Source organism: Tenggerimyces flavus (assembly GCF_016907715.1).
Lineage (GTDB): Bacteria > Actinomycetota > Actinomycetes > Propionibacteriales > Actinopolymorphaceae > Tenggerimyces > Tenggerimyces flavus.
The window spans coordinates 4,951,526-4,977,640 of record NZ_JAFBCM010000001.1 but is presented as its reverse complement, the minus strand read 5'-3'; the positions used below and the strand labels follow the sequence as shown (position 1 = coordinate 4,977,640).

Annotated in this window: 24 protein-coding genes and 1 pseudogene; 10 read left to right on the top strand and 15 right to left on the bottom strand. The window is 69.3% G+C overall.

Going from position 1 to position 26,115, the window contains the following annotated elements; genetic code table 11:
- Nucleotides 1–352 precede the first annotated feature (352 nt).
- Complete coding sequence (locus JOD67_RS23235; protein ID WP_205119810.1) at nt 353–1,129, bottom strand: class I SAM-dependent methyltransferase; 777 nt, start codon at nt 1,127–1,129, stop codon at nt 353–355.
- A 253-nt stretch (nt 1,130–1,382) separates the two neighbouring features.
- On the opposite strand from JOD67_RS23235, the gene JOD67_RS23230 reads away from it, so the two are divergent.
- Both JOD67_RS23230 and JOD67_RS23225 read left to right on the top strand, forming a co-directional pair.
- A complete protein-coding gene (locus JOD67_RS23230) occupies nt 1,383–2,075 on the top strand; it encodes a CDP-alcohol phosphatidyltransferase family protein (RefSeq protein ID WP_205119809.1) in 693 nt (230 codons plus the stop codon).
- Between the two features lie 26 nt (nt 2,076–2,101).
- Nucleotides 2,102–4,483, top strand: coding sequence for a tetratricopeptide repeat protein (locus tag JOD67_RS23225; RefSeq protein WP_205119808.1), 2,382 nt, complete (start codon nt 2,102–2,104; stop codon nt 4,481–4,483).
- On the opposite strand, the gene JOD67_RS23220 is transcribed toward JOD67_RS23225, so the two are convergent.
- Nucleotides 4,455–5,048 (bottom strand): hypothetical protein, encoded by a 594-nt coding sequence (locus JOD67_RS23220; RefSeq protein ID WP_205119807.1) that lies wholly within the window; start codon nt 5,046–5,048, stop codon nt 4,455–4,457. The two genes, JOD67_RS23225 and JOD67_RS23220, sit on opposite strands and share 29 nt — an antisense overlap.
- Before the next feature lie 271 nt (nt 5,049–5,319).
- Between JOD67_RS23220 and JOD67_RS23215 the strand changes: the two genes are divergently transcribed.
- On the top strand, nt 5,320–6,264 hold the full coding sequence (locus tag JOD67_RS23215; RefSeq protein WP_205119806.1) for a M48 family metalloprotease: 945 nt from the start codon (nt 5,320–5,322) through the stop codon (nt 6,262–6,264).
- On the opposite strand, the gene JOD67_RS23210 is transcribed toward JOD67_RS23215, so the two are convergent.
- The 11 genes and pseudogenes from JOD67_RS23210 to JOD67_RS23165 form a co-directional block, all read right to left on the bottom strand.
- A complete protein-coding gene (locus JOD67_RS23210; RefSeq protein WP_275577171.1) occupies nt 6,261–8,744 on the bottom strand; it encodes a sugar phosphate nucleotidyltransferase in 2,484 nt (827 codons plus the stop codon). The two genes, JOD67_RS23215 and JOD67_RS23210, sit on opposite strands and share 4 nt — an antisense overlap.
- 11 nt (nt 8,745–8,755) lie before the next feature.
- Nucleotides 8,756–9,367 (bottom strand): cardiolipin synthase ClsA, encoded by a 612-nt coding sequence (clsA, locus tag JOD67_RS23205; protein ID WP_205119804.1) that lies wholly within the window; start codon nt 9,365–9,367, stop codon nt 8,756–8,758.
- 41 nt (nt 9,368–9,408) lie between these two features.
- Nucleotides 9,409–9,843, bottom strand: a complete 435-nt coding sequence (locus JOD67_RS41300) for an MFS transporter (RefSeq protein ID WP_275577500.1) — start codon at nt 9,841–9,843, stop codon at nt 9,409–9,411.
- 130 nt (nt 9,844–9,973) lie between these two features.
- Nucleotides 9,974–10,594: pseudogene (locus JOD67_RS42450) on the bottom strand (MFS transporter); the annotation flags it as partial.
- A gap of 136 nt (nt 10,595–10,730) precedes the next feature.
- Nucleotides 10,731–12,845, bottom strand: a complete 2,115-nt coding sequence (locus tag JOD67_RS23195) for a HelD family protein (protein ID WP_307782513.1) — start codon at nt 12,843–12,845, stop codon at nt 10,731–10,733.
- A gap of 66 nt (nt 12,846–12,911) precedes the next feature.
- A complete protein-coding gene (locus JOD67_RS23190) occupies nt 12,912–13,469 on the bottom strand; it encodes a DUF421 domain-containing protein (protein ID WP_205119802.1) in 558 nt (185 codons plus the stop codon).
- A 740-nt stretch (nt 13,470–14,209) separates the two neighbouring features.
- Nucleotides 14,210–14,839, bottom strand: coding sequence for an SRPBCC family protein (locus JOD67_RS23185; RefSeq protein WP_205119801.1), 630 nt, complete (start codon nt 14,837–14,839; stop codon nt 14,210–14,212).
- Nucleotides 14,836–15,204 carry an ArsR/SmtB family transcription factor gene (locus JOD67_RS23180; RefSeq protein ID WP_205119800.1) on the bottom strand — a complete coding sequence of 123 codons (369 nt, stop codon included), beginning with the start codon at nt 15,202–15,204 and terminating at the stop codon, nt 14,836–14,838. Before JOD67_RS23180 ends, JOD67_RS23185 begins: the two co-directional genes overlap by 4 nt.
- A 41-nt stretch (nt 15,205–15,245) precedes the next feature.
- Nucleotides 15,246–16,001: an SAM-dependent methyltransferase gene (locus tag JOD67_RS23175; protein ID WP_205119799.1), complete on the bottom strand. Its 756-nt coding sequence runs from the start codon at nt 15,999–16,001 to the stop codon at nt 15,246–15,248.
- Between the two features lie 6 nt (nt 16,002–16,007).
- On the bottom strand, nt 16,008–16,976 hold the full coding sequence (locus JOD67_RS23170; RefSeq protein WP_205119798.1) for an alpha-ketoacid dehydrogenase subunit beta: 969 nt from the start codon (nt 16,974–16,976) through the stop codon (nt 16,008–16,010).
- Entirely contained in the window at nt 16,973–17,923 is a 951-nt protein-coding gene (locus JOD67_RS23165; protein ID WP_205119797.1) for a thiamine pyrophosphate-dependent dehydrogenase E1 component subunit alpha, read from the bottom strand. Before JOD67_RS23165 ends, JOD67_RS23170 begins: the two co-directional genes overlap by 4 nt.
- Nucleotides 17,924–18,079: 156 nt before the next feature.
- On the opposite strand from JOD67_RS23165, the gene JOD67_RS23160 reads away from it, so the two are divergent.
- Complete coding sequence (locus JOD67_RS23160; RefSeq protein ID WP_205119796.1) at nt 18,080–18,463, top strand: phage holin family protein; 384 nt, start codon at nt 18,080–18,082, stop codon at nt 18,461–18,463.
- Nucleotides 18,464–18,473: 10 nt separating this feature from the next.
- Here JOD67_RS23160 and JOD67_RS23155 read toward each other — a convergent pair whose 3' ends face one another.
- A complete protein-coding gene (locus tag JOD67_RS23155) occupies nt 18,474–18,650 on the bottom strand; it encodes a hypothetical protein (RefSeq protein ID WP_205119795.1) in 177 nt (58 codons plus the stop codon).
- Nucleotides 18,651–18,671: 21 nt separating this feature from the next.
- On the opposite strand from JOD67_RS23155, the gene JOD67_RS23150 reads away from it, so the two are divergent.
- The 6 genes from JOD67_RS23150 to JOD67_RS23125 all read left to right on the top strand — a co-directional run bounded on the left by JOD67_RS23150 (nt 18,672) and on the right by JOD67_RS23125 (nt 25,035).
- Entirely contained in the window at nt 18,672–19,130 is a 459-nt protein-coding gene (locus JOD67_RS23150) for a nucleoside/nucleotide kinase family protein (protein WP_205119794.1), read from the top strand.
- Nucleotides 19,131–19,161: 31 nt separating this feature from the next.
- On the top strand, nt 19,162–19,596 hold the full coding sequence (locus JOD67_RS23145; RefSeq protein ID WP_205119793.1) for an alpha/beta hydrolase: 435 nt from the start codon (nt 19,162–19,164) through the stop codon (nt 19,594–19,596).
- Between the two features lie 105 nt (nt 19,597–19,701).
- Nucleotides 19,702–22,419, top strand: coding sequence for a DUF4082 domain-containing protein (locus JOD67_RS23140; RefSeq protein WP_205119792.1), 2,718 nt, complete (start codon nt 19,702–19,704; stop codon nt 22,417–22,419).
- 8 nt (nt 22,420–22,427) lie between these two features.
- A complete protein-coding gene (locus JOD67_RS23135; RefSeq protein ID WP_205119791.1) occupies nt 22,428–23,570 on the top strand; it encodes a mandelate racemase/muconate lactonizing enzyme family protein in 1,143 nt (380 codons plus the stop codon).
- The gene (locus JOD67_RS23130) at nt 23,567–24,325 is read left to right on the top strand and encodes an SDR family NAD(P)-dependent oxidoreductase (RefSeq protein WP_205119790.1); all 759 of its coding nucleotides are present in this window, start codon (nt 23,567–23,569) and stop codon (nt 24,323–24,325) included. The genes JOD67_RS23135 and JOD67_RS23130 overlap by 4 nt, the downstream gene beginning before the upstream one ends.
- Nucleotides 24,322–25,035, top strand: coding sequence for a PIG-L deacetylase family protein (locus JOD67_RS23125; RefSeq protein ID WP_205119789.1), 714 nt, complete (start codon nt 24,322–24,324; stop codon nt 25,033–25,035). Before JOD67_RS23130 ends, JOD67_RS23125 begins: the two co-directional genes overlap by 4 nt.
- A gap of 21 nt (nt 25,036–25,056) precedes the next feature.
- Here the strand turns inward: JOD67_RS23125 and JOD67_RS23120 are convergent, their stop codons facing one another.
- Nucleotides 25,057–25,971: a WD40/YVTN/BNR-like repeat-containing protein gene (locus tag JOD67_RS23120; protein ID WP_205119788.1), complete on the bottom strand. Its 915-nt coding sequence runs from the start codon at nt 25,969–25,971 to the stop codon at nt 25,057–25,059.
- Between the last annotated feature and the right edge of the window lie 144 nt (nt 25,972–26,115).

Below are 26,115 nucleotides of genomic sequence, written 5' to 3'. Positions count from 1 at the left end.
TGTGGCCGGCCCCGTGATCATGAACGTGATCATGAAGGCAACCCGGCGTATACGACCAGTTCGGCTTCATGATCACGTACATGATCACCGCGGGCGCGGAGAGCTGACGGCGCTCAGGGGGTGGGGGCGTCGACCAGGGGCGGCGTCGTTCTCGTCCCCGCCGCCCGTTGGCCGGAGCCGTACGGGTCAAGGGGTCGCTTGCGATCGCGAAGCGACGCCATCCCGCGCGAAGCGCCGCCCATGGCGCCCTTGACGCGTGCGGCTCCGGCTAAAACCCTGGCGGACGAGAATGACGCAGCTCGAGCTCGTCACGCCGCGGATCCCTGGGCATGGAGCTCTCGAGTGTCCGCGGCTAGGGGCCGGGGTGGGGCCGGAGCTTGAAGATCAGGATGCCGAGGTACTTGTTCATCCACTCCTGCTTGTGCGGGTAGCGGCACCGGGCGTCCTCGGAGAGTTGGGGCTCGATCGCGGTCTCGATCCACAGTCCCGCAGCACTGAACACGTTGATCAGGTCGGAGATCGTGTACGGACGCTTGGTGAGGGTGATCTGCTCGTTCCAGCCGCTGACGTACGAGAACGGGGCGGTGGAGAAGTACTCCTCGCCCAAGGAGGTTCCGTTCTGTTCGGCCTGTTCGACGGCGTAGCGGATCGGTTGTGTCTTGGTCAGCAAGATGAACCCATCGTCGGCCAGCATCGCGCGCGCTGCCTGCAGGGTGCGGACGGGATCCTTCGCGTAGCCGAAGGATTGCAGAAACAAGATCCGGTCGAACGTGCGTCCGGCAAGCCCGGGCACCGCGTCCAGCTCCGAGAGATCGCCTCGGATGAACTCCACGCCAGCTGGCGGGTCACCGAGGAAGTTCGCACTGACGTCGACCCCCACGGACGCGACCGCGCCGTCGTGAACGAGCTCGGCGAGCTTGCCGCCGTTGCTGCAACCGAGATCGAGCACCGACCGTCCGGTGACATCACCCAGCAGCTCTCGCTGCGCAGGCCACTCGACGAGCCGATCCAGTGAGTCCTCCTTGGTTCGGGCCCGCTCGTAGTCTGGAGCGAGTTCCAGCCACGCCTGACTCGGATCCCCAGCACTGTCCGGGCGAGAACCCGCCGCCGCCCGTGCGTCGTCTGACATCACCACCAGACCATAGTGAGGCCCGGAAGCTCACGGTGCCCATGGCCATACCGCCCTGCCCCGTGATCATGTACGTGATCATGAAGGCAAACCCGGCGTATACGACCAGTTCGGCTTCACGATCACGTACATGATCACCGGCCCTGGCGGGTGGCGGACGGGGATCGAACCGGTCTGAGGGTTGGTGCGTGTCCTGAGGGTGAGTCGTGCCACAGCGGATGTCCCCGGGCCGAAAGACCGGCAAGCTTGGGGGATGACGTCAATCTGGACCGGTCCGGTCGCCTGGGCTGCCACCCAGACCGCCCTGCTCGCCGCGCTGATGGCGGCGGGGCTCGGGGTGGTCGCGGGTGTCGCCGGGACCACGTACGCGGTCGTCGTTGCCGGGCTGCTGATCGTGGGGCTGCGCCGTTCGGGGCGCGCGGCCCTCGGCCCAGCGGACCACGTGACCGAGGCGCGGACGCTGCTCGTCGGGCTCGTGACGGCCCTGATCGTGGAGTCGTTCACCGGACCGGTGTCCGTACCTCTGCTGGTTTCCATGGCCGCGGTGGCGCTGGCGTTGGACGCGGTCGACGGACGGGTGGCGCGGCGTACGGGGACGGCCTCGTCGTTCGGCGCGCGCTTCGACATCGAGGCCGACTCGTTCCTCGCGCTGGTGCTGGCCGTCTACGTGGCCGGCACGCTCGGCCCATGGGTGCTGGCGATCGGCCTGATGCGCTACCTGTTCCTCGCCGCCGGCTACGCGATGCCCTGGCTGAACGCGCCGCTGCCGGTGAACCGGCTGCGCAAGCTGATCGGCGCCATGCAGGGCATCGTGCTGGTGGTGGCCGCGGCCGGCATCGTTCCGACGCCCGTCATGCTCGCCATCACCGCCTTCTCCCTGGCCGCCCAGCTCTTCTCCTTCGGCCGCGACGTGATCTGGCTGCGCCGGACGGCACTTCACGCCTGACGACTCCGCTACGGTGTGGTGCTGTCATGGAAGCCGCATCCGGGCAGGTCCCCAGCCCCCTCGGCGCACGGACCCACGACGAGTTGGTCGCCCGGCTCCGAGAACTGCGCGTCAAGGCCAAGAAGTCGATCCGTGAGACCCACCGACTGGTCGACGAGCTCCGGCAGGAGAACGGTCGGGGCTCGCTCGGCTTCGAGACCGTCCGGCGTTGTTTCGAGTACGGCCGTACGCGGATCGAGTCCGACCTCGTCGCCGACATCGCCCAGGTGCTGCTGGGCAACAAGCTGCGCAGCGTGGAGTGGCGGCAGGTCTGCGAGGCGATCGAAGCCGGCGCGGGACAGCAGTCGGTCGTCCGGGTCGACACCACGTTCCCGGCCGTCGACTTCGTCGGGCGAGACGAGGAGATCCGGCAGGTCCTGACAGCCTCCAGCGGGAACGCGGTCGTGCTGATCCACGGCATGCCCGGCACCGGCAAGACCGCGCTCGCGGCACACTGCGCGCGGCTCGTCGAGCGGGCATCGGGGCCGGCGCGTCGGCTCGCGGTGAACCTGCGCGGGTACGACAGCGCGAGCCCACCGGCCGACCCGGCGGCCGCGTTGGACGGGTTCCTCCGCGCCGCGGGGATCAGCGCACACCGGTTCGCCGGGCAGTCGTTGCAGACGCGCCGCTCGCTGCTGGCCACCGCACTCGGCGACCAGCCGGTCGTCGTGCTCCTCGACAACGCCCGGCACGCCGACCAGGTCGAACCGCTGGTCCCCACCGTTCCCCACAGCGTGGTGCTGGTCACCAGCCGGCACCACCTCGACCTTCCCGACGCCGTACGACTGCGGCTCGAGCCACTCACCGCGACCGACGCGCTGGAGCTGCTCCGGTCCCAGATCGGCGCCGAATTGGTCGACCGGGCGCCGGAGGTCGCCGCGGACGTCGTCGAGCTTGCCGGGCGCAATCCCCTGGCGCTGCGGCTCATCGCCGGCCGGATCCGCGAGTACGGCGACGTCACCCTCGCCGACCATCGCGACTGGCTGGTCGACGACCGGGAGCGGGGCCGGATCGAGGACCGGGTGGAGCTGGCGTTCCGCTCGTCGTACCGGCAGTTCCCGGCCGCGGTCGCCCGGCTGCTGCGGCTGGTGTCGTTGCATCCGGGACACGATCTCGACGGCTACGCGGCCGCCGCGTTGGCCGGCGTCTCGCACACCGAGGTGACTGAACAGCTCCAGAGCCTCGCCGCGGCCAGCATGCTCGAGCCGCTCGAGTCCGGCCGCTACCAGCTGCACGACCTGGTGCGCGCGTTCGCCGCCGAGGAGGCACGACGCGGCGACCCGCCGCCCGTTCGGGAAGCGGCGATCGGACGGCTCCTGGACTACTACCGGTTCGCGGCGGCGAAGGCGATGGACGCGTACTCACCCCACGACCGCGCCCGGCGGCCGTCAGTGTCGCCGATCGAGCTCCCGGTGCCCGAGTTCGCCGACCGCGAGGCCGCCCGTGCCTGGCTCGACGCCGAGTACGCGAACCTGGTCGACGTCGCCGATCGGTCGCGGGCACACGCCGTGGATCTGTCCAGCATCCTGTTCGCGTACCTCGACGACGCCGCCCACCACCGCGACGCCCTCCGGCTGCACACGCAGGCCGAGACCGTCGCCGCAGGCGTCGAACGCGGCCGCGTCCTCGTCAACCTCGGCGCGACCTCGTCGCAGCTCGGCCGGTACGACGACGCCATCGGGTTCTACGAACAGGCCCTCGTCGTCCACCGCGAGAACGGCGACCGGGCCGGCGAGGGCAGGGCGCACGGCAATCTCGGCATCACCAACGCCGAGCTCGGCCGCACCCTCGAGGCGATCGACCACCTCGAGCAAGCCGTATCGATCCATCGCGAGGTCGGCAACCGCCTCAACGAGGCGATCGCGAGCGGCAACCTCTGCCACCTGTTCCAGCTGATCGGCAAGTACGACGACGCGAGAGCGTTCGGCCAGCATCAGCTCAGGGTCGCCAGGGAGCTCGGGCATCGCGTGGCCGAAGGCGTCGCGCTCGGCAACCTCGGCAACGTCGAGCGCAGCGAAGGTCGCCACGAGCTCGCGCTCGACCTGCACGGACAGGCGCTCGCCATCGCCCGCGAGACCGGCATCCGCGGCCAGGAGATCGACGGGCTGAACGACCTCGCCACCGATCTCCGCCTGCTCTCCCGCCCCGAAGAGGCCCAGCGCCGCCACCGCGAGGCACTGGCTCTGGCAACGCGGCACGGCAACCTGATGCAGCAGGCCAAGGCTCATGAGGGGATCGGCCGCTGCCTGCTCCATGCCAAGGATGGTGCCGCCGCGCGGCCTGAGCTCGCCGAGGCCCTGCGCATCTATAGCGAGCTCGGGGTGCCCGCGGCGGGCGAGCTTACCGACCTGTTGGCGTCGCTGAGCTAGGGATTTTTGAACGCTCGGGGATCGGCTCGTACCACCATCCCGGGCAAGGCGCCGCCGGAGGACAGGCGACCGTGGGGTACCAGCCGGATCCGTCGGGGACGAACCGGTTGGTGAGGTACGTGTACACACCGCGCCGACCCACATAGGAGACCCGGCCCTGAGCGTCCGTGGTCCGCTGGTACTGCGTGCCGTGGACAACTGCCCAACCGAACGCGTTGGACACCACGGGGAAGCCGATGAACCTTCCGCTCGTGCCGTCCGTCGCGGTCACGCTGTTCGGGATGGCCTGGGTGAACCGCGTCCGCCACGGCCCCCAGGTGATCCGGTCCGGGACCGAGTCGTACGTGCCGACGCGGCCCTCCCCAGCGCGCGCCTGACCACAGCTCGCGATCCAGTGCCCCTCGATCCGCAGCGCCGTCGCGCATTCCTGGAACACCGCGATCGGGCTCAGGGCCCGATCCCGGTCCGGCGGCACCACGGCCTGGGCGCCGCTGCCGGACGTCGGCACCAGGACGGCGACCGCCAGACCGACGACCGCCGCGATCCGCTTCCACGTTCCTCGCATCGTGTTCGCATCCCTCCGTCGCGTCTTCCTGGTCCGCAGCCTGGCCGCTCCGACGGGCCGTCGGGGAGCAACCGAGTCGAACCGAGTCAACGGCGCTCATTCTGCCTGACGGCCGGCCGACTCGGTTCGACTCGGTTCCGGGCGGTGCCGCGGACCGGGCCGTCACGGTGGTCGCGGCCGAACGGTTCGGCCGCACGGCGACGAGGAACGAGGCACGATGTCTGGCTACGACTCCCCCTACACGCAGCCGCCGCCCAGTGACGATCAAGGGATGCGACGGCACGTCGACCCCTCGGCGCTCGCCACGCTCGTGCTCCAGCTGCCGCTGGTGATCCTCAGCCTCGGGTTCATGGCCGCGATCGGGGAGAGCGCCGGCCAGGCACTTCTCGGCCACGCGGGCATCGGTACGGCGATCGTCCTGGTGCTGTGGATCGCGTCCGGTGCGCTGATCTTCCAGCGACCCGTCGAGGTTCTGCTCGCCAGAGTGGTCGGACGCGCCCGGCGTCCGCAGCCGCGGGAGCACGACCTGCTCCAACCGCTGTGGAACTCGGTCACCCGAACCGCCGGCGTGGACGGCACGCGATACCAGCTGTGGATCTCCGAGAGCGACGAGGTCAGCGCCGCTGCGGTCGCCGGTCACCTCGTCCTCGTGACGCGGGCCGCGCTGCAGGCGCTGCCGCCGCGCGAGCTCGCCGCCGTCCTCGCGCACGAGCTCGGGCACCATCTCGGCGGCCACGTGTGGGCTGCCGCGCTCGCGTACTGGTACTCGCTCCCCTGCCGGATCCTGGCCCGGTTGGCAGTCCTGTTCATCCGGCTCGTGACGGTCGTCACCGCCGCGATCCTCACCGGGCTGCTCGCGTTCACCCGGCTCGGATTCCTGGCGGCACTGTTCTTCCATCCGCTGCTGTGGCTCTGCACCGCCTTCATGGTGCTGATGTACTCGCCGCTCATCGTCATGGTCGTCGTCCCGCTCGCGCTGCTGCGCTGGTGCGACCGGCTCGGCGAGCTGCGGGCGGACGGCACCGCGGCGGAGCTCGGGTACGGCCACGACCTGCGGCGCGTCTTCGAGATCTGGCAGGCGCAGGGCCTCGACGAGCCCGACGTTCCGCCCGGCGTCCGGCCGACGCTCGGGGAGCGGCTGAACGCGCTGCAGGAGCGGCTGTTCGACACCCATCCGCCGTTGTCGAAGCGGATCGCGGCGCTGAGTCTGCTCTAGCGTCCGGCGCGCGTCGCCAGGTCCGCCCAGCGATGCGCGAGCGCGGTGGCTCGTTCGGTGGTCGCCGCCTCGGCCCAGACTCGGGTGACCGCCTCGGTCGGGTCCGGCAGCACGAGGGCCCAGGAGCCGTCGTCCTCGACGACGCGGACGCCGTCGGTCGTGTCGACCGTGCGGCCCTCCGCGGCCTCGAGCGCCGAGCGCATCACGGCGCCCTTCGTGGCCCACGGAGTGGGGACGGTCAGGCGTACGACGTGGGCGCGCGGGATGCGGGCGTCGACCTCGGACAGCGCGAGATGCGTACGAGCCACCAGGCCGACGAAGCGGACGAACGCCGCGAAGCCGTCCACGGCGCTGGAGAACTCCGGCACCACGAAGCCCCCGCGACCGTCCCCCGCCAGCAACAACCCGGGCTCCCCCGCCGCCGTCGCCAGCGCGTCGGAGGCCGTCGTCGTCCAGCGGATCTCCACACCGTGGTACGCCGCGACCCGCTCGGCGACGCGCGTCGTCGTCACCGGCAACGCCACGTGCCCGCCAGACGCCTCGGCCGCGACCAGGTCGACGAACACGAGCAGCGCGCGTTCGTCGTCGATCACCGAGCCCTTCTCGTCGACCAGCGAGATCCGTTCGCCCAGCGGGTCGAACCGCACGCCGAACGCCGCCCGCGAGGAAGCCACCAGCTCACCCAGCAGGGACACGGCCGCCGAACGCTGCTCGGAGGTCTCCGTCGGAGTCCGCTCGTCCAGCCCGGTGTTCACCAGGTAGGCGTCGACGGACAGCTTGCCGAGCAGGGTTGGGAGCACCATGCCGACCGTTCCCCGCCCGGCGTCGATGACGACCTTGAGGTCGGCGTCGGCGACGTCGGTGATGTCCGCGCTGCGGAGCAGGTCCTGGGTGTAGGTGTCGACCGTTCGCGAGGGGAACGTCAGGTCGCCGATCTCGCCGGGGAACGCGCGCCGGAACTCCTGCCGGCCCAGCACCCGTTCGACCTTGCGTTGGTCGGCCTGGGAGAGGTCGGCGCCGCGTTCGTCGAGGAACACCAGGTCGACCGAGTCGGGCCTTCCTGCGGAGGTCCGGATCAACAGCCCCCCGGCGGCATTGCTGCGTGTCGTCTCCAGGCGGGCGACCGGAGTCGCGGTCATCTCCAGGTCGTTCACGTCGATCGCGGACGACGTGAACGCCGCGATCGCGGCACGCTTGAGGGCCCGTGCCGCCCGGGACCCGTCGCGTCCGGTGACGACGGTCGCACCCTTCCGCAGTGTGGTGGCGAAGGCGCTCGTCAGGCGTACGACCAGCTCGGGCGTGATCTCGACGTTGATGATCCCGCTCACGCCGCGCGGCCCGAACAGCGCGCGCTGCCCGCGCGACTCCCAGATCACGCTGGTGTTGACGACCGCGCCGGCTTCGATCGTCTTGCTCGGATAGACCTTGATCTCCGGATGGAGAACGGCCTCCTCCTCGATCACACAGTCGTCCCCGACGATCGCGCCGTCGTCGATCCGCGCGCCGCGCATCACGTCGGTGTTCTTGCCGACCACGCAGCCACGCAGGTTGGTGTGCGGGCCGATGTAGGCGTTGTCGTGGATGACCGAACGGTGCAGGAACGCGCCCTCGCGGACGACGACGTTGTCGCCGACGGTCGTGAACTCGCGGATCTCCGTGCCGCCCTCGACCTTGGCGTACGCGCCGATGTACAGCGGGCCCTTCAGCTCGGCGTCCGGCGATACGTCCGCGCCCTCGCCGATCCACACGCCCTTGGAGACCTCGAAGCCGTCGATCTCCAGCTCGACTTCGCCGCCGAGCGCGTCGTGGTTGGCCTTGAGGTAGCTGCGGTGACTGCCGACGTCCTCCCAGTAGCCGTCCGCGACGTACCCGTAGATCGGCGCGCCTTCCTTCAACAGCTGGGGGAACACGTCGCTGGACCAGTCGACCGAGGTCTCGTCCTCGACGTACGACAGCAGCTCCGGCTCCATCACGTAGATGCCGGTGTTGACCGTGTCGGAGAACACCTGTCCCCAGGTCGGCTTCTCCAGGAACCGGTCGACGCGGCCGTCGTCGTCGAGGATCGTGATGCCGAAGTCGAGCGGCTCGGGCACCCTTGTCAGGCACAGCGTCGCGAGGGCGCCCTGCTTCTTGTGGTACGCGATCAACGCGGTGAGGTCGATGTCGGTGAGGGCGTCGCCGGAGATCACCAGGAACGTGTCGTCCTTGAGCGCGTCGGCGGCGTTCTTGACTGAGCCGGCGGTGCCGAGGGGCTTCTCCTCGGTGGCGTACGTGAGGCGCATGCCGAGGTCCTCGCCGTCGCCGAAGTACGCGCGGACCATCGAGCCGAGGAAGTGCACGGTGACGACGGTCTCGGTGAGGCGGTGCTTGCGGAGCAGCCGCAGGATGTGCTCCATGATCGGCTTGTTCACGACCGGCAACAGCGGCTTCGGCATGCTCGTCGTCATCGGCCGAAGGCGCGTACCCTCTCCGCCAGCCATGACGACGGCCCTCATGGCGTGACTTCCCTGTCTATCGCGTGTGCTCTGAGCAGCGTGCGGGTCTGGACGCCGTAGAGGATGCCGCCCCACCAGTAGAGCGCGGTGCCCCAGATCGCGAACGCCCAGCCGAAGACGTTCGCCAACAGCGCCAGCACGCCGTCGCCGTCGCCGAGGAGCAGCAGCGGGAACGCGTACAGCAGGGCGAACGTGGCCGCCTTGCCGAGGAAGTGCACGGGCAGCGGGCCGTAGCCGAACCTGCGCAGGATGAGGATCTGGATCAGCATCATCGCGTCGCGGGCGAGGATGATCACGACAAGCCAGAGCGGGATGATGTCGCGGATCGTCAACCCGACAAGGACCGCGAGGATGTAGAGCCGGTCGGCGAACGGGTCGAGCAGCTTGCCCAGCGTGCTGATCTGCCCCATCCGCCGGGCGATCTGGCCGTCGAGATAGTCGGTGAGACCGGCGATGCCGAGGACGATGAACGCCCATCCGTCCTCTTTGGGGCCGAGGACGAGCCAGAGGAACAGTGGGACGCCGGCGAGCCGAAGGAAGCTCAGAATGTTGGGAACGGTCCACACCTTCTCGACGGTGGTGTCCGCTTCCTGAGCTTGCTCGGTCACTTGTGCTCATCCCCTGTTGACGTAACTTGCTTGAGCGTACTTCACGGAGCTGGTCGTGTTAGCTGCTCGACCCCTCGTACGTGTCGCAGCGTCACGAACGGCGGCACGGATGCGATCAGCGTCACACCGCCGACGATCCACAACGTTCCGCGCACGCCGATCGTGCCCCCGAGCAGGCCGCCGGCGAGCGCTCCGATCGGGAAGCTGCCCATGACGAGGAATCGCATGGTCGCGCCGACCCTGCCGAGCAGCTCGTTCGGGCAGAGCTGCTGGCGGAGGTTGTTCGCGGTGATGGAGTAGACGATCTGCCCGAGCTCCCCGGCGGCGAGGCTGAGGACGAAGACGGCGATCAGCAATCCCGGTTGGGCGAGCGGGGCGAGGGCGGCGAACGGACCGGTCACCGCCAACGACATCCAGACGATGCGGGCGCTGCCGATCCGCCGAGCGAGCAGCGGCGTGATCGCCGCGCCGACCATGGCCGTCACGGCCCCCGATCCGACCAGGACGCCGATCGCGGTGGGGGTCAGTCGCAGCGTCCCGGGCCATGAAGATGAAACTCACCGCGGAGGCCATCGCGAACGCGAAATTGCTGGCGAGGCTGGCGAGCAGGATTCCGCGCAGAGCCGGGGTTTTCCGGACGAAGCGGAGTCCGTCGGCGATCTCCGTCCGCAGCCTCGTCTGGCGTTGTTCGGGTCGCGCCGGCTCCCGGGCGCCGATGGCGACGAGCGACAGCGCCGAGCAGGCGAACGAGGCGATCTGGACCAGGACCACGTTCGCGGCACCGGCGACGCCCACCAGCCAACCGCCCAGGCCTGGACCGGCGATCTGGCCGGTCGCGCGGATCGTCTCGAGGGCCGCGTTGCCCGCGAGCAGGTCGGAGGTGCCCACTACCGTGGGCAGGTACGCCTGGTACGCGACGTCGAAGAACACGCGCGCGAACCCGACCACGACCGTGACGGCGAGCAGCAGCTCGATGGACAGCGCGTCCAAGGCCGCCGCGATCGGGATCGCGAGCAGGGTCGCGGCGCGGACGAGGTCGGCCACGACCAGGACAGGTCGACGCGGCAGGCGGTCGACCCAGGCGCCGGCTGGCAGCCCGATCAGCGCGAAGGCGATCGTCCCCGACGCGGCGAGCAGGCCGGTTTCCCATGGGCTCGCGTGCAGGGTGAGAACGGCGAGAAGCGGAATCGCGACGGCACTGACCTGGGCACCGAGCTGGCCGGTCACCTGTCCGAGCAGGAGCAGCAGAACGTCACGGCGGCGAAGCAGGGAGGCGGTGGACACCGGAGGGCTCCAAGGGTTCGAAGGAACCCCACCCCGTCGCTCCGGGGAGGGAGACGCTATCCGCCGCTCCCCGGAGACGTCAACCGCTCCAGACGCCCTCCGCGCCGACCGTGATGAGACGTTGGGTGGCCCTCGTCAGCACGACGTACAGCGTCCGGATCCCCGTGGTGCTCTCGGCCACGATCTCGGCAGGCTCCACGACCACCACGCCGTCGTACTCGAGACCCTTGCTGGCCAGGGCTGTCACGACGCTCACCCGTTCGTCGTCGAGACCGTCCAGCCAGTCGCCCGCCTGCTCGACGCGATGGGTGGCGACGATGACCCCGACCGTTCCCGCCACCTCGGCGAGCAACCCGCGAACGGCCGCGCCGACCGAGGACGGCAGGGACGACTCCTCCGCAGCCACGTGCGTCGGCGAGATGCCCGTCGTACGGACGGCATTCGGCAGCTCGAGCGTCGGGAACTCCTGCCGGATCACGCGACCCGCGACCGCGAAGATCTCGGCCGAGTTGCGGTAGTTCGTGTGCAACGTGAACTGCCGCCGCTCCCGCCGACCCAAAGCCGCGTCCAACGCCGAGGTCGCCTCCGGCGCGTCCGGCCACGAGCTCTGGGCCGGGTCGCCGACGATCGTCCAGCTCCCGTGCCGGCCGCGCCGACCGACCATGCGCCACTGCATCGGGGACAGGTCCTGTGCCTCGTCGACGAGCACGTGCGCATACCCGTCGTTCCGCACCGAATGCTCCGGCCGCACCTGGCGGTCGAACGCCGACTTCAGCTCCGGTACATCGCCGAAGTCGTCCCACGGCTCGCGCTCCGGCCCCGTCCGAGGCACCTCGCCGAGCAGCGAGTCGATCTCGTCGAGCAACGGCACATCCTCGATCGACGGCTCTTTCGCGCCATCCCACGAGGCGAGCAGCGTCGACACCTCGGCAGGCGAGAGCGTGCCCTTTGCGTACGACCCCAACCGATCGGGATCGGCCAGCCACCCGAACACGACCGAAGGCGACAGCATCGGCCACCAGGCGTCCAAGAACGCACCGAAGGCAGCCGAGTTCTCCACCTCGTCGTCGAACTCCGAACGGCTCCGGCCCGACGGCCCCTGGCTCCACAACGCGGCGAGCAACGTCCGCGTCGCCTCGGCGCGGCCGCGGTTGCGCTGCGCGCCGCGCCGGAGTACGTCGATGCGGACGCGGTCGAGCGCGCGGGCGTCCAGCCGGCGGATCAGCCCGCCCGCGTAGATCCGGAACTCCTGCGGGGTTCCGGGCGCACCGTCGCGTACGGCCCGGCCGAGCACGCGCCGCATGCGCAAGGAGCCCTTGACAGCGGCCGCCGCGGACGAGTCGCGGCGGGTCGCGGCCACGCCGTCGACGAGCTCGCCGAGCGAACGCAGCGTCGCCTCGTGCTCGCCGAGGCTGGGCAGCACGCGTTCGATGTAGCTCATGAACACCGACGACGGCCCGACCACGAGCACGCCACCACCGGAGATGCGGCGGCGCTCGGTGTAGAGCAGGTACGCGGCGCGGTGCAGGGCGACGACCGTCTTGCCCGTACCCGGGCCGCCACCGATCAACGTCGCACCGAACGACGGCGCGCGGATGATCAGGTCTTGCTCCTGCTGGATGGTCGCGACGATGTCGCGCATCTGCTGCCCGCGAGCAGCCGTGAGCGCGGCCATCAGCGCGCCGTCGCCGACCACCACGAGGTCCTCGGGCGCGGCGTCCGGGTCGAGCAGGTCGTCCTCGACGCCGGTGACGCGCTGGCCGAGGCAGCGGAGCACGCGGCGCCGGATCACACCCTGCGGCCGGACCGGCGTGGCCTGGTAGAACACCGACGCGGCGGGAGCGCGCCAGTCGAGAACGAGCGGCTCCTGCTCCTCGTCGCGAACGCCGATGCGGCCGACGTACCGCACGACGCCCTCGCGCTGGTCGAGGCGGCCGAACACCAGCCCCTCACGCTGCGCGTCGAGCACGGCGAGCCGCCGCACGGCGTGATCGACGAGCACATCCCGTTCGAACAGGCTGCGGTAGTCGTCTTCCTTGATCTCGCCGGTGTAGTCGAGCAGCCCGCGCTGCCGGCCTTCCTGGCCGACCGCCGCGGCTCGCTCCACCATGCCGCCGAGGCGCTCGTACACACGGTCGACGTACTGCTGTTCCTTGTCGATCTCGTCCTGCGCGCTGGACGTGGTACGCCCCACCTTGAGGTCTACCCCCGGGCTCGTCGGGATCACCGCCTGGATTTCGACGGCAAGAATCCGAGCCTACTAGCGCCGGTCGAGCCTTCGTTCGAGGCGTACGATCGCGGCGTGCAGGGCGGCGATGTCGCCCTTCGTCGCCGGCTGCAGCTCGGGCTTGAGATCGGCGACCAGCGCACCGCCGGGCTCGAGCGTGAGCTGGTCGAGATCGCCGACGTCGTTCGCGCCCTGGCGTCGTACGGCGGCGGCCACGTCACCCCGGCGGAGCCCGAGCCGTCCCAGCGTCCGCCGGTCGAACGTGCCGTGGCTCGCGAGCACAGTCGGCGTGCCCTCGAGCAACCGGTGCAGCGGCTCGAACCAGCTGGTGAGCCGTACGACGATCGCGTTCACGGCGATGAGCACCAGCGCGCCGATCAGGCCGCCGGTGAGCGAGAGGTCGTCTCCGATGATCGCGTTCTGGACCACGTTCGAGAGCAGCAACATCACGACGAGGTCGAACGAGTTGAGCTCCGCCAGATCGCGCTTACCGGCGAGTCTCAGCAGGATCGCGATGCCGAGGTAGACCGCGACCGTACGGAGGACCTTCTCGTCGATGCCGATCGGGAGCGCGAACAAGTCATGCCACATGCGCTGATCATGCTCGCCCCACCCACCAGGTTTGTATGAAGGGCACCTTCATACGAACCTATTGAATGAAGGTGCCCTTCATTCAAACAGCCGGGACGGAACCACCCGGCTTCATCGCCACCACAAGAAACCGGGGGAAGCCCCACAAGAGACCGCAACACGGCAGCAGACCGGAACGGCAAGCAGGCCTGTCCCGGGACACCTGTTCCGGGGGCAGGGGCGGCGCGTGAAAAACAGGTGGCCGGTCCGGGTCGGGTCAAGGGTCGCAAAGCGATCGCGAAGCGACGTCGTTTGCCAAATGCGCGAAGCGCCGCCCAGACGACGCCCTTGACGCGCCCCGGACCGGCCACCACCATCGACCGCCGCCACAGCCCCCGAGAGCACCAAACCCCGGCGAGCTCTCATCGAGGACCGCACCAAAACAGCACCAGAACCAGAAGATCTCCGCCTAGAACATGAGCCACTCAGCACCCAACGATGGGAAGCGCAGCACCCGCGACAACCTCCAGGACCTTGGATGAAGGGCACCTTCATCCAATAGGTTTGGATGAAGGTGCCCTTCATCCAACCCCCGCTCGAACCTCGCCCCACCTGTCCATGATCATGACAGTGATCATGAAGACAAACCCGTCGTATACGACCAGTTCGGCTTCACGATCACCATCATGATCACGTGCGCTGACGGCACCCGCGGACGACCTATTGGATGAAGGTGCCCTTCATCCAATAAGTCCGGGCGCTCAGCCCGAGGTGTAGAAGGCAGTCGTACCGGCGACCTGCTTCGCGACGAGGTCGGCGGGCTCGCCGGCGGCGATCGAGGCCTCGCCCCAGGCTTCGGCGGCCCGGGTGCTGCCCTGCTTCGCCTCGGGCGTCGCCTCCCAGGTCTTGGGGTCGAAGTCGACGCCGCGCAGGTGCCAGGCGAGCGCGACCAGGCTGGTGTCCCAGCCGACACCGGCCGCGCCGGGGCCGAACTGGTTCCACATCTCGTCGGGGATGACCGCGGCGTGCTCCAGCACGAGCCTGGTCGCGTCGCCCTCGGCGTGCAGGCTCACCTCGACCTCGCTGACGTCCTTCTCGGTCGCCTCCTCGCCATACACCCAGGTGAGCTTGAACCGGTGTGGCGGCTCGCACTCCAGCACCTCACCGCGCGCGTTGTCCTGGAGTTGGTACGAGCCACCCAGCCGCAGGTCACCCTCGACGGGCAGGAACCAGCGGGCGAGGCGCTCGGCCGAGGTGAGCGCGTCCCAGACGTCCTTGACCTCGGCGTCGTACGAGCGCTCGAGGATGATCGCCCGGCCGTCGCCGGCCTTGATGGTCTTGGCGCGGACCGACCTGGTCACGGCGTTGACGGCGTCGAGAATGTCGTTCATGTGGGTTTTTCCTTGTCTGCTTGGTCTTTCTCGGCCTTGAGGCGTCGCTCACGTTTGCCGCGGGCGAGCTCGGTGCCGAGGGCGTCGAGGTGCTGGTTCCAGAACGCGCGGAAGCGGTCGAGCCACATGTCGACCTCCTGCAGCGGTGCCGCGTCGACGGCGTAGAGCCTGCGCGTGCCCTCCGCTCGGACGGAAGCGAACCCGTTCTCGCGCAGGACGCGCAGGTGTTGGGACACGCCCGGTTGGGAGATGCCGAACTCGTCCTGGATCACCGCGCTGACTTGTCCGGAGGTCTGCTCCCCGTCCGCGAGCAGCTCCAGAATCCGGCGCCGGACGGGGTCGCCGAGGACATCGAACGCGTGCATGCTGGCGACTCTAGCAACGCTAGCTTATATAAGTCCAGACTTTACGAGACTGTACGCGCCACAACGCGAGTGAGACCCAGCGAACGGCCGGCGTCGAGGCGGAGCATGTCGGCCTCCCACTCCGGCTTGCCGCGGAAGGCGTCGCACGCCTCGTTCCACCGCAGCCAGTCGCCCCAGCCATCCTCGAGCTGGTCGGCGACCTCGACCGTCACCAGCCCCGTCTTCTCCCAGTGCCGACGCCACCAGGCGGGACTGTGCCAGGCGCAGAAGTCCCAGTGCCAGTACGCCTTCAGATGTGGCGGCGGCAGCGTCTCGTACTCCTCCACCAGACCTGGACTCACCATGCCGATCGGCGCGCCCGGGCGCAGCAGCCGGGCGACGTAGCCGAGGTACAGGTCGTCGGTGCCGAAGTAGTGGTACGCGCCGAAGCTGACCATCGCGTCGAAGAAGCCCTCCGCGAACGGCAGCGCGTGGGCCTCGGCGAAGATCGGGTGGACCTGGCCCCGCAGTCCGGCGTCGTCGATCCGGCGCAGGTTCTCGTCGGGCTTGATCCACAGGTCGGTCGCCCAGACCTCGACGCCGAACTCCTTCGCCAGGAAGATCGACGACAGAGCAGTCCCGCACCCGAGGTCGAGGACCCGCATCCCCGCCGAGAGCGGCAGCACGGCGTTCAACGCCTCGGCCTGCCACAGCGGGTTCGGGCCCATCGCGTTCTCGACCACCCAGCGGGCCGGGTACGTGGACGACCGCGGATAGCGGGAGTTCTTCACCCGCGCTTCGAGCTCGGCGTCGTCCACAAGACCTCAGCTCTCCACCTGGGAACGGACTTCCGCAACGATCCGCTCGACGCTCGGCAGCCAAGCCGACTCCAACGAACGCGCTGCCGGCACCGGCGTCTCGTCCGCCGCGATCAGCAACGGCGGCGCGTCGAACAGGAAGAAGTGGGACTGCAGCATCCGCGCCACCAGCGCGCTCCCCCAGCTCCCATTCGGCGGCGCCTCCTGAACGACGGCCAGCCGCGACGTCGACTCCAGACTGCGCGCCACCGCGAGGTCGTCGAACGGCACCAGCGTGCGCGGGTCGATCACGGTCGCCTCGATGTCCTCGTCCGCCAGCACGTCCGCGGCCTCCAGGCACCGGTGCCGCAGGACCTGCGAAGCGACGATCGTCACGTCCGACCCGCGGCGTGCGACGTCGGCAACGCCCAGCGGTACGACAGCCGCATCAGAATCGAGGTCGCCCGCGAGCTCGTACAGCGACTGGTGCTCGAACACGAGCACCGGGTTGTCGTCGCGAATCGCCGAGCGGAGCAGCCCGTAGAGATCCGCGACCGTCCCGGGCACGGCGATGCGCAGGCCGGGAACGTTCAGGAACCAGTTCTCCGCGGCCTGCGCCTGCTGCGGCCCGGCCCCGGTCCCCGACCCCGTCGTCATCCGGAGGGTCACGGGAACCGAGACCTGCCCCCCTGTCTGATACCGGTATTTGCCCAGCTGGTTGACGATCTGGTCGAAACCCAGACCAACGAGACCCGCCGTCGTGAGGTCGACGACCGGTCGCACCCCCAGCGTCGCCGCGCCGAGAGCGGCACCGACGACCACGCTCGGCGAGAGCGAGGTGTCGCGGATCCGTTCCGGCCCGAACGTCTCCAACAGCCCAGCGGTCGTGCCAGCCCGGCCTCCTGCCGCCGCGACGTCGGCGCCGAACACCATCACAGTGGGGTCGGCGGCGAGCTCGTCGGCGAGTGCCCGGGCGACGGCCTCGGCTCCAGTCACGCCCATACGTTGTCGAATCGCTCCTCTGCGTCTGGTTCGGGCCATGACAAAGCAGTCGTCAATGCGGCGTCGACCTCGGCGACCATCTGGTCGCGAATCTTCGCGAGTTGGTCCACACTGGCGCGGCCGGCGCCGACGACCGTACGCGCCAGCCGGTTGATCGGGTCACGCGCCATCCAGAACTCGAGCTCGCCCTCCGGCCGGACGTCGGTCGCCTCGATGCCGAGATGCCCACGCTGCAAGAACGTGTCGGCCTCGATCAGCATCGGGCCGGCGCCGCCGCGGGCTCGTTCGACGGCCTCGTCGGCGACGTCGCGGACGGACAGGACGTCGTTGCCGTCGACCCAGACCGAGGGGATGCCGTACGACACCGCCCGGTCGGCGAGCCGCTCGATCGGCGTGGTCGAGGTGAGCGGGCTGTAGCCGCCGTAGTGGTTGTTCTCGACGACGAACACGACGGGCAGTCGCCAGGTCGCGGCGAGGTTCAGGCTCTCGTGGAACGTGCCGGTGTTCGTCGCGCCGTCGCCGCAGAACGTCACCGCGACCGTGTCGGTGCGCAGGTACTGGCTGGCGAGGGCCTGCCCGCACGCGATCGGCAGCTGGCCGCCGACGGTGGCGATCGACCCGTACGCCCCGACGCTCACGTCGGCGAGGTGCGCCGAGCCGCCCTTGCCGCCGCACAGTCCCTGCGCGCGACCGAGCAGCTCGCCGAACGTACGGTCCACCGGCGCGCCCATCGCCAGGACGGCGGCGTGTCCGCGGTGCGAAGAGGTCATCGTGTCGCCCTCGCGGAGCGCCCCGCAGACCCCGACGGAGACAGCCTCCTGGCCCTGCCCGAGATGCACCGGACCGTGGATCCGACCGTCGTTGACCAGGTCGAAGATGCGGTCCTCGAACGCGCGGATGCGCAGCATCGAAGCGAGCATCGCGACGACGTCGACGGTCATGATCGACATTCTCGACGCTGAGGCCCCCGTTGCGCTCGGCGGGGCACATGGTTGTCCAGGGCGGTCACTCGTCCTGTGTGCCGCACAGCGGACAGTCGCAAACACCAGGGATGGCCCGGAAGCGTCTCGGGGCCGGAACATGCCAAGATCAGGTACGTGAGCATTCTCATCCGCGTCGTGATCAACGCGGTCGCGCTCTGGGCGGCAACGCTGCTGCCCGGCGTCGACCTCGGTGGCTCGTCCACCGGCAACCGGATCCTTACGCTGGTCGTCATCGCGATCATCTTCGGTCTGATCAACGCGATCCTGAAGCCCCTGATCAAAACCGTCGGCTGCGCGTTCTACGTTCTGACGCTCGGCCTGATCTCGCTGGTCGTCAACGCGCTGCTGTTCCTGCTGCTCGGCTGGATCGCCGGCGAGCTCGAGCTGCCGTTCACGGTCGACGGCTGGTGGCCCGCCTTTTGGGGCGCGATCGTCGTCGGCGTCGTGAGCTTCCTGCTGAGCGTGCTGTTGCCAGACGGCTCGAACAAGGACGACTGACCTGACTCGTTCACTTCTCCTCGCGGACCTCGCTGCTCGCATCGCCGGTCTCGTCCAGCCGCATCCCGTCCGGGTCGCGGTCGACGGGGTCGACGGTGCGGGCAAGACCTGCTTCGGCGACGAGCTCGGCGCGGCCCTGGAGGCTGCGGGACGAACGGTGATCCGGTCGAGCGTCGACGGCTTCCATCGGCCGCGCGCCGATCGATGGGTGCGCGGACGTACGTCGCCGGAGGGCTACTACCGCGACTCCTACGACTACGACCAGCTGCGCTCGGTGCTGCTCGATCCGCTCGGTCCGGGCGGCGACCGCACGTACCGGACGCAGGTCTTCGACTGGCGTACGGACTCGACGGTTTCCGTGCCGGCCGAGACCGCGCCGGAGTCCGCGGTGCTCGTCATCGACGGGATCTTCCTGCATCGCCCAGAACTGCGTGCCTGTTGGGATTTCTCGGTCTTCCTCCGAGTGGGTTTCGGTACGTCGTTCGGCCGGATGGCCGGCCGCGACGGCAGTCCGCCCGACCCCGCCGATGCGGCGAACCAGCGGTACCTCGAGGGCCAGCGCCTCTATCTCGCCGAGGCCTCCCCCGACCAGCACGCGACGGTGGTCGTGGACAACGACGACCTCGCGCTGCCGGTGGTCGTGCGCGATCGGGCACAACCAGTCTGAACCGGACGTCTCGTGGTCTACCGACGAGCTTGTGAACAGCATCTACAAGTCGCCTGCTGGAGCCGCGATCCTCGAGCAGCGCTACCGCGAGCTGCTCGAGCTCTGGCCGGTGCCGCACGAGACCCTTGTGCAGCCGACCATGCAGGGCGACACGTTCGTGGTCGCGAGCGGTCCCGTCGACGCGCCGCCGGTCGTCGTGCTGCACGGCTCGGGCGGCAACTCGGCGCGATGGATCCGCGAGAGATTCCGACGTTCGCCGCGGTGTTCCGCGTCTAATCGATCGACCTCATCGGGTGAGCCCGGCCTCAGCGCGTCGAGCCGTCCCTCATACGACTCCGACGCGTACGCCAGCAGCGAGGTCTGCGCTTGGGTCGGGGGCACCCTGGTCCGAACCTATGGGACAAGGGTGCCCCCGACCCAGACCGATCGCGCGGCAAACTGCCCGAAACTGCGCACTACTGCTTAAGAGTTGGCACCAACGTGCCGTTGCTTCGAATTGACTGCTCATCCTATGATCGCAATAAGAGATAGATCTTCGAAATGCCGTACATAACTCATGGGGTGGGTGGCTATGACGATCTTTCCACGCAGGAGGCTGTTCTCACTCGCTGGCGGCGTCGCCGCCGGCACCGTACTGATGAACCAGGGAGTCGCGCGGGCGGCCGGCGGGCCGCCGGCGACGATCCCGGCACTGCAGGAGTGGACCGAGGCGGCCGGCCAGTACACGTTCGCCGCCGGCGCGCGCATCCTGCTCGCCAGCGGACAGGCGAGCGAGCTGAGGAACGCCGCCGACGTCCTCGCCGACGACCTCAGGCGCGTCACCGGCATCACACCGCAGGTCGTCACGCAGGCGACCCCGGCACCACAGCCCGGCGACATCCTGCTCACGCTGACCGCGCCCACGCCGGGGCCGAGTGACGAGGGCTACGAGCTCACCGTCGCCGCCTCGCTGCGCGTTCGTGGAGCCAAGCGCGGCGTGTTCAACGGCACGCGCACGATCGTGCAATGGCTGCGGCAGACCCGTACGGTCAACGCCGGCCTCGCGCGCGACTGGCCGAAGTATCCCGAACGCGGCTTCCTCGTCGCCAACTCGGCGAAGAAGTTCACCATGCAGTGGTGGGAAGGAACGATCCGCGAGCTGTCGTACCTCAAGCTGAACCTGCTGTGGATCTACGTCGGGTACGGCCTGGACAACGCCGCCGACATCAGGGCGATCCGCGACCTCGCCGCACGCTACAACGTGCAGGTGATCCCGCAGCACAACATGCCCGACCACATGTACCTTCCGCTCGCCGAACGTCCCGACCTCCAGCTGTCAGGACGCACCGGCAGCCTCGACCTCAGCAAGCCCGCCGCGTACGACTGGGCACGGCAGCTCACGTCCTCGCTCCTCGGCGACTTCCCGTCAAGCCCGCATTGGCACCTGGGCTCCGACGAGTACCTGCTCGGCTCGAGCTACGACAACTACCCCCAGCTGCTCGCGTACGCCAGGCAACGCTTCGGCGCGAACGCCGTGGCGCCGGACGTGCACTACGGCTTCGTCAACGACCTCAACCAGACCGTCCGCGCCGCCGGTAAGACCATGCGCATCTGGAATGACGGCATCTTCGACAACGCGACCGTCGCCGTGGACAAGAACGTCGTCATCGAGCACTGGACCCAGTGGGACAACCGGAAGACCCCGCAGCGCTTGCTCAACGAGGGCTACAAACTCCACAACTCCAACCAGGACTTCCTCTACTACGACCCGGGCAGCCGCTACCCAGGCGCCGCCAACATCTACGACAACTGGCGCGTGGGACTGTTCCAGGGCGGCCAGTCCGTCTCCGACGACAGCCCCGGCCTGCTCGGCGCCAAGATCCACCTGTGGACGTTGGACACCGAGTTCGAGGCCCTGCAGTCGGACCGGCTCGCGCCGGCGTTCCGCTCGTTCGCCCAACTCCTGTGGGGATCACGCAAGCCGTTCCCCACGCACGCCGCCGGGTTCGCCGCGCTGAGCTCGGCGCTGGGCCGGGCACCCGGATTCCCCGTGCTCCGGCGGCAGGTCGCCCCCGTCAACCAGGCACGGAGCGTGTGGCCGCGCCGCGTCGTCACGGTCCAGTTCCAGGATCCGATCGTGGCCAGCTCTCTGCTGCTCACGAACGGAAGCCCAGAAGGTACGAGCTATCCCGGCACGGCCGCGTACGACCCCGCGACGAAGCTCGCGACGTTCACGCCGACGAACCCCTGGCCGTACAACGTCGACGTTCAGCTGAACCTCGGCGCGCGAGACGCGGCAGGCAACGTGATCAGCCCACCGGCGCTGTGGTCCTTCCGCACAGCAAGGCGGCCGAACAATTCCTACCCGCGGTCGATCTGGAACGACGAGGACGGGCCGCACAACGAGTACGTCATGGAGGGCAGGCCGCTCGAGCTCGGCGTGAAGTTCCGTACTGACGTGCCCGGACAGGTGCTCGGCGTCAAGTTCTACAAGTCCGCCGGCGATCTGGGTCTGCACCTCGGCAACCTCTGGTCGCGCGCCGGGGCGAACCTCGGGCGGGCCACGTTCACGAACGAGTCGGTGAGCGGTTGGCAGGAGGTCAGATTCGCCAGCCCGGTAAGGATCCTGGCCGACACGACTTACGTGGCCTCGTACAATACGCGGCTCGGCATCTACGGCTACAACCGGCCTGGGTTCGCCGGGAGCATCGACAACGGAGTGTTACACGGGTTGCAGACCGGCGCCGACGGCGGCAACGGTGTCTTCAAGTACGGGCTGAACCTGTTCCCCAACGAGTCGTTCGAGAACACGAACTACTGGGCGGACGTCGTGTTCATGCCGGACACGTACGGACTGTGGAACCGAAGCGACGCGCCCGCGCTCGGCGCCACCGACCCGCAGTCGTTGGAGATCGGCGTGAAGTTCTCCTCCTCCATCAACGGGCGCGTTCTCGGCGTCCGGTTCTTCAAGGGCACGCACAACACCGGGACCCACGTCGGCTCGGTGTGGAACGGCATGGGTCAGCGCCTGGCGTCGGCGACGTTCACCAACGAGTCCGCGTCCGGCTGGCAGGAGGTGCGGTTCGCGAACCCGGTCCAGATCGTCGCGGGCCAGACCATCACCGTCTCCTACAGCTCCCCCACCGGCGCCTGGTCCGCCACCGAGCAGGGACTGGCCACCGAGCGCGTCAACGGCTCCTTGCGTGCACCCGCGAACGGAGGAGTTTTCGCAGTCGGGCAAGGGAACTTCCCGACCTCGACGTTCAACAACCGGAACTACTACACCGATGTGGTCTTCTCTCACGGTTAAGGTGAAGCATGACGGATGCGGTGATCACCGACGTCGAGGTGCTGATCCTCGACAGCGGTGCGGAGTACGGCACGAGGCTGCCGGACGGTGAGTGGTCCGGACCGCGGCACAGCTGCCTGATCCGGGTCAGCACCGACGCCGGGATCGTCGCGTACGCCGACGTCGACTCGCATCCGTGGGTAGTGAAGGCGATCGTCGAAGCCCGGCCGCACATTCCCGCGTTCTGCGCCGGCCTGCGCGACGCGGTGGTCGGGCAGAGCGTGTGGGACCGGGCCGCGTTGTGGGACCGGATGTACCAGCACAGCTGGTATCACGGCCGGCGCGGCCCGGCGCTGCACGCCATGAGCGGGATCGACCTTGCCGTGTGGGACATCGCGGGCCGTCTGGCGGGACGGCCCGTGCACGACCTGCTCGGCGGGAAGCGGCGCGACCGGGTGCTGGCGTACGCGAGCACGCTGTTCGGCGAGACACCGGAAGAGATGCGCGAGGCCGCGCGCGGGTACGTCGACCGCGGGTTCCGGGCGATCAAGTTCGGCTGGGGTCCGTACGGCCGCGACCCCCGGCGGGATCGGGAACGGATCGGGGCCGCCCGCGCGGAGGTCGGGCCGGACGTCCGGCTGATGGTCGATGGCTACATCGAGGGCGACCTCGGGCAGGTGACGAGGTTCGTTGCCTCGTTGGAGGAGCTCGACCTCACCTGGGTGGAGGAACCACTGCCGGCGGACCGTCCGGGCGACCTCGCCAAGCTGGGGCGGGACGCGCCGGTGCGGATCGCGACGGGCGAGCAGCTCGGTGGCGTGTCGGAGTTCGCCGAGCTGCTGCGTGACGGCGGGGTGTCGGTCGTTCAACCGGACCTGTCCCGGTGCGGCGGGTTCACCGCTCTGCAGCGGATCGTGCCCCTGGCGTTGGACCATGGCGTACGCGTCGTGCCGCACGCGTGGACCTCGCACCTGCTGACCGCGGCCGCGCTGCAGGTCAACGCGTGGCTGCCCGGTGAGGTCTTCGTCGAGTACAACGTGTCGTCGGCGTCGGTCGCTTCCTCGCTCGTGACGGGGCTGACGATGGAGGAGGGGCACGTGCTGGTGCCGTCGGGTCCCGGCCTCGGTGTGGAGGTCGACGAGGACGTCGTGGAGAGGTATCGGGTCGCATGACCGTCGCTGTCGTCACCGGTGGGGCTGGTGGCATCGGCTCCGCGTGTGCCCGCGCGTTGGCCGAGGCTGGCCACGCGGTCGCGGTGGTGGACCGCGCCGCCGAGTCGGTCGAACGGGTGGTCACTTCATTGCGGTCGGATGGTCATACCGCGTTGGGGATCGTCGCCGACGCGACGTCCGGGATCGCCGTTGCGTTGGCGGAGATCCGTTCCGCGCTCGGTCCGGTGTCGGTGGCGGTGTCGGCGGTCGCGCACGAGGAGCACGCGCCGACGTTGTCGCTTCAGCCGGAGCAGCTCGAACGCGCGTTGTCCGGCACTGTCAAGGGCGCGTTGACGTACTGGCAGCTCGCGGCCCAGCAGATGATCGAAGCTGGACAGGGCGGGCGCATCGTCGTCGTCTCGTCGTTGCACGCCACGCTGCCGTTCACCGGCGCGGCCGGCTACAACGCGGCGCAGGGCGCGTTGCGCGCGATGGCGTTGACGTTCGCCCGCGATCTCATCCCGCACCGCGTCACGGTCAACCTCGTCGAGCCGGGCTGGATCGACACACCGGGCGAACGTGAGTTCTACATCGACGAGGAGCTTCGGCTCGCGGGCGAACGTCATCCGTGGGGCCGGCTCGGTCTGCCCGAGGACATCGCCGCCGCGGTCGCGTACCTCGCCTCCCCCGGCGCCGCGTACGTCACCGGCGCCACGTTGCGCGTCGACGGTGGCATGTCGCTGGCGATGACGGAACTGCCTCGAGGAGACGGATGAACATCGTCTGCGTGACCGCGCACCAGGACGACGAGATGAACTGTCTCGGCACGTTGCTGCGTTTGCATCGCGAACGCGGCGACCGGATTTCCTTTGTGGCGTTGACGAACGGCGACCGCGGCGCGTCCTGGACGCCCGACGCCCCGCTGGCCGAGACCGCCGCCGTGCGGGCCGCCGAGATGCAGTCGGTCGCCGACGCGTTCGGTGGAACGTACGTCTGCCTCGGCGAGCCGGACGAGTTCCTCTTCGACACGACCGACGTGCGGATGCGGCTGATCGAGACGCTCCGCGCGCTGTCGGCGGAGCTGATCTTCACCCACAACCCGGCCGAGTACAACCAGGACCACGTGACGACCGCGCAGGTCACCTGCCACGCGGCGCTGATGACCGAGATCGCGTCGATCCCCACCTCGAGCGCGGCGTTGGCGCGGGCGCCGGGGATCTTCCACCTGACGCCGGGCGAGGGGTACGGGTTCGACGGCACGCACTTCGTCGCGCTGCCGCCGGAGATCGTCGCGGAGAAGTCGCGGCTGATCCGGCTGCACGTGAGCCAGAACGAGGTCATCCGAGAACGCGGCGGCCGCGACTTCGCCGACCGGATGGAGGAGCGCGACCGCGCGACCGGCGCGCGGATCGCCCAGGACGCCGCCGAGGTCTTCCGCCCGTGCCTGCTGGACCGGCGGATCCCGTTCGGGAACGTTCTCCCCTAGCCTCGCTCTGAGCCCGCGGCGTCAGTCCTCGGCTTCGACGAGGACCGCGCGCACCGGAGCGAGGTGGCTCGCGACCCGGCTCCACGACGTGCCGGAGTCCTCCGACAGGTAGACGTCGCCGAGTGCGGTGCCGAACGCGACCGTGGTGGAGACCGCCGCGACCGTACCGGTGTCGATGTTGCCCGGCTGCCAGGTCGGCAGTCCGGCGCTGCACCGTTGGAACGCCTCGTCCGCGCTGGCCGCGAGCGGACGGCGGTAGAGCGCCGCGTACCCGCCGGACGGGCCGACCGAACTCGAGACGAGCACGTTGTCGGAGCTGACCGCGACGGCCCGGCAGTACGAGGCGTGCAAACCTTTCACGCCGAACTCCCAGGTCTCACCGGCGTCCTGCGTCTCGGCGAGCCCGCGCGCGGTGGCGGCGAACACCCGGCCTGTGGTGGCTGGGACAGAAGTGACCTGATGGACGTCGGCATTGAGGTCGATCGTCGGCTGCCAGGTCTCCCCTGCGTCGTCCGAGCGCATGATTCCGCCGACATGCACGTTCACGTAGTACGCGCCCGAATCGTCAACGGTGATGGACCGAACGTCCGGTGGTCCACCCCACGGCGTGTGCCAGGCCTTGCGGCCAGGAGCGTCGTCGAACGATTCGATCGCTTCGAGCTCGTCGTTGTTGAGGCGGAAGAGCCGGGCTTCGGTGGAGCCGGCAAGTACGCCTTCGGCTGTCGTGGCGAGACAGGTCAATCGGAGCTCGGAGGGCGACTCGACCACGAGCTCGGCGGCAGCGTTCACCACCCGCCATACCTGTCTCCGGTCGACCAGGGCCAGGGTCGTTCCGTCGTCGTGCGTCAGTGCGGTCACTGGGTGCCCGGACAGCGTGGCCAGCGAACCTCCGTCCAGGCGGTAGAGACCATCCTCGGTGCCGACCAGGACTGTCATCTCGGTCTGTTCCTCCCCGCATCCTTCATACCCGTACTACGAGGACGCGAACGCCGGTCGATCCTGGCCCGGGATCGGAGGACGCGCACACTCGTTTCATAGCACGGATCGGCGCTCATGATCACCCGTTGTGGGCAGCAAACC

Bases quoted from the DNA above. Each gene is read 5' to 3' on its own strand.
- JOD67_RS23235 (WP_205119810.1), bottom strand. From the start codon at position 1,129: ATGTCAGACGACGCACGGGCGGCGGCGGGTTCTCGCCCGGACAGTGCT.
- JOD67_RS23230 (WP_205119809.1), top strand. From the start codon at position 1,383: ATGACGTCAATCTGGACCGGTCCGGTCGCCTGGGCTGCCACCCAGACC.
- JOD67_RS23225 (WP_205119808.1), top strand. From the start codon at position 2,102: ATGGAAGCCGCATCCGGGCAGGTCCCCAGCCCCCTCGGCGCACGGACC.
- JOD67_RS23220 (WP_205119807.1), bottom strand. From the start codon at position 5,048: ATGCGAGGAACGTGGAAGCGGATCGCGGCGGTCGTCGGTCTGGCGGTC.
- JOD67_RS23215 (WP_205119806.1), top strand. From the start codon at position 5,320: ATGCGACGGCACGTCGACCCCTCGGCGCTCGCCACGCTCGTGCTCCAG.
- JOD67_RS23210 (WP_275577171.1), bottom strand. From the start codon at position 8,744: ATGGCTGGCGGAGAGGGTACGCGCCTTCGGCCGATGACGACGAGCATG.
- JOD67_RS41300 (WP_275577500.1), bottom strand. From the start codon at position 9,843: ATGGTCGGCGCGGCGATCACGCCGCTGCTCGCTCGGCGGATCGGCAGC.
- JOD67_RS23190 (WP_205119802.1), bottom strand. From the start codon at position 13,469: ATGTGGCATGACTTGTTCGCGCTCCCGATCGGCATCGACGAGAAGGTC.
- JOD67_RS23185 (WP_205119801.1), bottom strand. From the start codon at position 14,839: ATGAACGACATTCTCGACGCCGTCAACGCCGTGACCAGGTCGGTCCGC.
- JOD67_RS23180 (WP_205119800.1), bottom strand. From the start codon at position 15,204: ATGCACGCGTTCGATGTCCTCGGCGACCCCGTCCGGCGCCGGATTCTG.
- JOD67_RS23165 (WP_205119797.1), bottom strand. From the start codon at position 17,923: ATGACCGTCGACGTCGTCGCGATGCTCGCTTCGATGCTGCGCATCCGC.
- JOD67_RS23155 (WP_205119795.1), bottom strand. From the start codon at position 18,650: ATGGAAGCCGTCGACGCTCGACCGGATCACCGTTCGTCCCGCAGCCTC.
- JOD67_RS23140 (WP_205119792.1), top strand. From the start codon at position 19,702: ATGACGATCTTTCCACGCAGGAGGCTGTTCTCACTCGCTGGCGGCGTC.
- JOD67_RS23135 (WP_205119791.1), top strand. From the start codon at position 22,428: ATGACGGATGCGGTGATCACCGACGTCGAGGTGCTGATCCTCGACAGC.
- JOD67_RS23130 (WP_205119790.1), top strand. From the start codon at position 23,567: ATGACCGTCGCTGTCGTCACCGGTGGGGCTGGTGGCATCGGCTCCGCG.
- JOD67_RS23125 (WP_205119789.1), top strand. From the start codon at position 24,322: ATGAACATCGTCTGCGTGACCGCGCACCAGGACGACGAGATGAACTGT.
- JOD67_RS23120 (WP_205119788.1), bottom strand. From the start codon at position 25,971: ATGACAGTCCTGGTCGGCACCGAGGATGGTCTCTACCGCCTGGACGGA.